The sequence below is a fragment of the Pedobacter sp. 22163 genome (genome assembly GCF_052045595.1).
Taxonomy (GTDB): domain Bacteria; phylum Bacteroidota; class Bacteroidia; order Sphingobacteriales; family Sphingobacteriaceae; genus Pedobacter.
In genome coordinates, this window is sequence record NZ_JBQEPM010000022.1 from 1 (window position 1) to 3,339 (window position 3,339).

Below are 3,339 nucleotides of genomic sequence, written 5' to 3' on the forward strand. Positions count from 1 at the left end.
TTTTTTACTAATAAGGAATAAGCTTAGGCTTGGGCAGAGGACAATGAAACCCTCCACCCTTATACCCTAAACCTTACACCTTAATAAAGTTCTTTGACATATTGGAAGAAGTTAAAAAAGAAGAGCAAACAACAATAGGCGACTGTTGTGTTTGTGCTCACCGACCCGAGAGGCAACTCAAAGGAAGGTATGAGACATCATAACAAGAGCAAAAAAAGCATACCATACGGCGCAAAAGGCGTATGAGTAGAAGAAAGTAATAAAGAGTACACGGGGGATGCCTTGGCTCTCAGAGGCGATGAAGGACGTGATAAGCTGCGATAAGCTTCGGGTATTTGCAAATAGGAATTGATCCGAAGATTTCCGAATGGGGCAACCCGGCTAGTTGAAGACTAGTCACATATAATGAGCAAACCTGCCGAACTGAAACATCTAAGTAAGCAGAGGAAGAGAAAATAACAATGATTTCCTAAGTAGTGGCGAGCGAAAGGGAAAGAGCCCAAACCAGTCTTGTTACGGCATGACTGGGGTTGTAGGACTACAATGTGTCATTAGCAAACAGAAGTGGAATGGGATGGGAAGCCCAGCGATACACGGTGATAGCCCGGTACACGTATAGAATGCTAGGCTAGTAGTATCCTGAGTACCGCGAGGTCGGAGACGCCTTGTGGGAATCTGCCGGCACCATCCGGTAAGGCTAAATACTCCTGAGAGACCGATAGTGAACCAGTACCGTGAGGGAAAGGTGAAAAGAACCCCGAACAGGGGAGTGAAATAGAACCTGAAACCGTGTACTTACAAGCGGTCGGAGCATCCAAGTGGTGTGACGGCGTGCCTTTTGCATAATGAGCCTACGAGTTACTCCTCTCTGGCAAGGTTAAGTGCTTCAGGCACGGATCCGAAGCGAAAGCGAGTCTGAATAGGGCGTATAGTCAGAGGGGGTAGACGCGAAACCTTGTGATCTACCCATGGACAGGTTGAAGGTGCGGTAACACGTACTGGAGGACCGAACCGATAAACGTTGAAAAGTTTCCGGATGATCTGTGGGTAGGGGTGAAAGGCTAATCAAACTGGGAAATAGCTCGTACTCCCCGAAATGTTTTTAGGAACAGCGTGGATATTAAGTTTCATAGAGGTAGAGCTACTGATTGGGTGCGGGGGAGTCAAATCCTACCAAATCCAGACAAACTCCGAATGCTATGAAATATGATCTGCAGTGAGGCGCGGGGTGCTAAGGTCACGCGCCGAGAGGGAAAGAACCCAGACCATCAGCTAAGGTCCCCAAGTGACAGTTAAGTTGAACTAACGAGGTCCGATTGCACAGACAGCTAGGATGTTGGCTTGGAAGCAGCCATTCATTTAAAGAGTGCGTAACAGCTCACTAGTCGAGCGATCGGGCATGGATAATAAACGGGCATTAAACTGTTCACCGAAGCTATGGGATTGAAATATATCGGTAGGGGAGCATTCTATATGCAGCGAAGGTATCTGGTAATGGGTGCTGGAGCGTATAGAAAAGCAAATGTAGGCATAAGTAACGATAAGGCGGGAGAGAAACCCGCCCACCGAAAGGATAAGGTTTCCTGATCAACGCTAATCGGATCAGGGTCAGTCGGGACCTAAGGAGAACCCGAAGGGGAAATTCGATGGACAACTGGTTAATATTCCAGTACTTTTTATAACTGCGATGTGGGGACGGAGTAGTGACACTGCCGCGATCTGACGGAATAGATCGTTAAAGGCCGTAGGTATACATTTGGTAGGCAAATCCGCCGAGTGTGCTGAAAGTCGATAGTACCGCGAGCCTTCGGGTAAGCGGATAGCGCAGGTAATCAGACTTCCAAGAAAAACCGCTAAGCTTCAGGTTATAAAAACCCGTACCGCAAACCGACACAGGTATCCGGGAAGAGGATTCTAAGGTGCTCGAGTGAATCATGGCTAAGGAACTCGGCAAAATGGCCCTGTAACTTCGGGAGAAGGGGCGCTGGCAGCAATGTCAGCCGCAGTGAAAAGGCCCAGGCGACTGTTTAACAAAAACACATGGCTTTGCAAAATCGAAAGATGAGGTATAAGGCCTGACACCTGCCCGGTGCTGGAAGGTTAAGAGGGGATGTCATCCGCAAGGAGAAGCATTGAATCGAAGCCCCAGTAAACGGCGGCCGTAACTATAACGGTCCTAAGGTAGCGAAATTCCTTGTCGGGTAAGTTCCGACCTGCACGAATGGTGTAACGATCTGGGCGCTGTCTCAGCCATGAGCTCGGTGAAATTGTGGTCCCGGTGAAGACGCCGGGTACCCGCAACGGGACGGAAAGACCCCATGCACCTTCACTACAATTTAACATTGACATTGGATACAGGATGTGTAGGATAGGTGGGAGGCTTTGAAGCGGCGTCGCTAGGCGTCGTGGAGCCAACGTTGAAATACCACCCTTTCTGTATTCGGTGTCTAATCCCATCATGTGGGAGACATTGTTTGATGGGTAGTTTGACTGGGGTGGTCGCCTCCAAAAAGGTAACGGAGGCTTTCAAAGGTAAGCTCAGTACGCTTGGTAACCGTACGCGGAGTGCAATAGCATAAGCTTGCTTGACTGTGAGACAGACAAGTCGATCAGGGTCGAAAGACGGATATAGTGATCCGGTGGTTCTGCATGGAAGGGCCATCGCTCAAAGGATAAAAGGTACGCTGGGGATAACAGGCTGATCTCCCCCAAGAGCTCATATCGACGGGGAGGTTTGGCACCTCGATGTCGGCTCGTCACATCCTGGGGCTGGAGAAGGTCCCAAGGGTTCGGCTGTTCGCCGATTAAAGTGGCACGCGAGCTGGGTTCAGAACGTCGCGAGACAGTTCGGTCCCTATCTGTTGTGGGCGTAGGAATTTTGAGTGGGGCTGACCTTAGTACGAGAGGACCGGGTTGGACTAGCCTCTAGTGAATCTGTTGTTCCGCCAGGGGCATTGCAGAGTAGCTACGCTGGGAATAGATAAGCGCTGAAAGCATCTAAGTGCGAAACTAGCCACGAGATGAGAATTCCATATAGGACCGTAGCAGACTACTACGTTGATAGGCTACAGATGTAAAGCTGGCGACAGCACAGTCGAGTAGTACTAATCATCCGAAGCTTTCAAAGCAAACAGACTGTTGTTTGTTCTTCATAATAACTTCTTTCAATAATATGTCATTTAAGCTCGAGATAGCTTATCTAAAGAAATTTAGGTGCCTATATCGGTGGTGTCCACCTCTTCCCATTCCGAACAGAGAAGTTAAGCCCACCAGAGCCGATGGTACTGCGGTAACACGTGGGAGAGTAGGTCGGTGCCAAATATTAAAAGAAACCCTTCA

The 3,339-nt window shown here is 48.9% G+C and carries 2 rRNA genes; both read left to right on the forward strand.

The window, feature by feature from the left end:
* The first annotated feature begins 250 nt into the window (after window positions 1-250).
* A 23S ribosomal RNA gene (locus ACTJKN_RS27270) occupies window positions 251-3,127 on the forward strand.
* An 82-nt stretch (window positions 3,128-3,209) separates the two neighbouring features.
* Window positions 3,210-3,321, forward strand: a 5S ribosomal RNA gene (gene rrf, locus ACTJKN_RS27275).
* Window positions 3,322-3,339 lie beyond the last annotated feature (18 nt).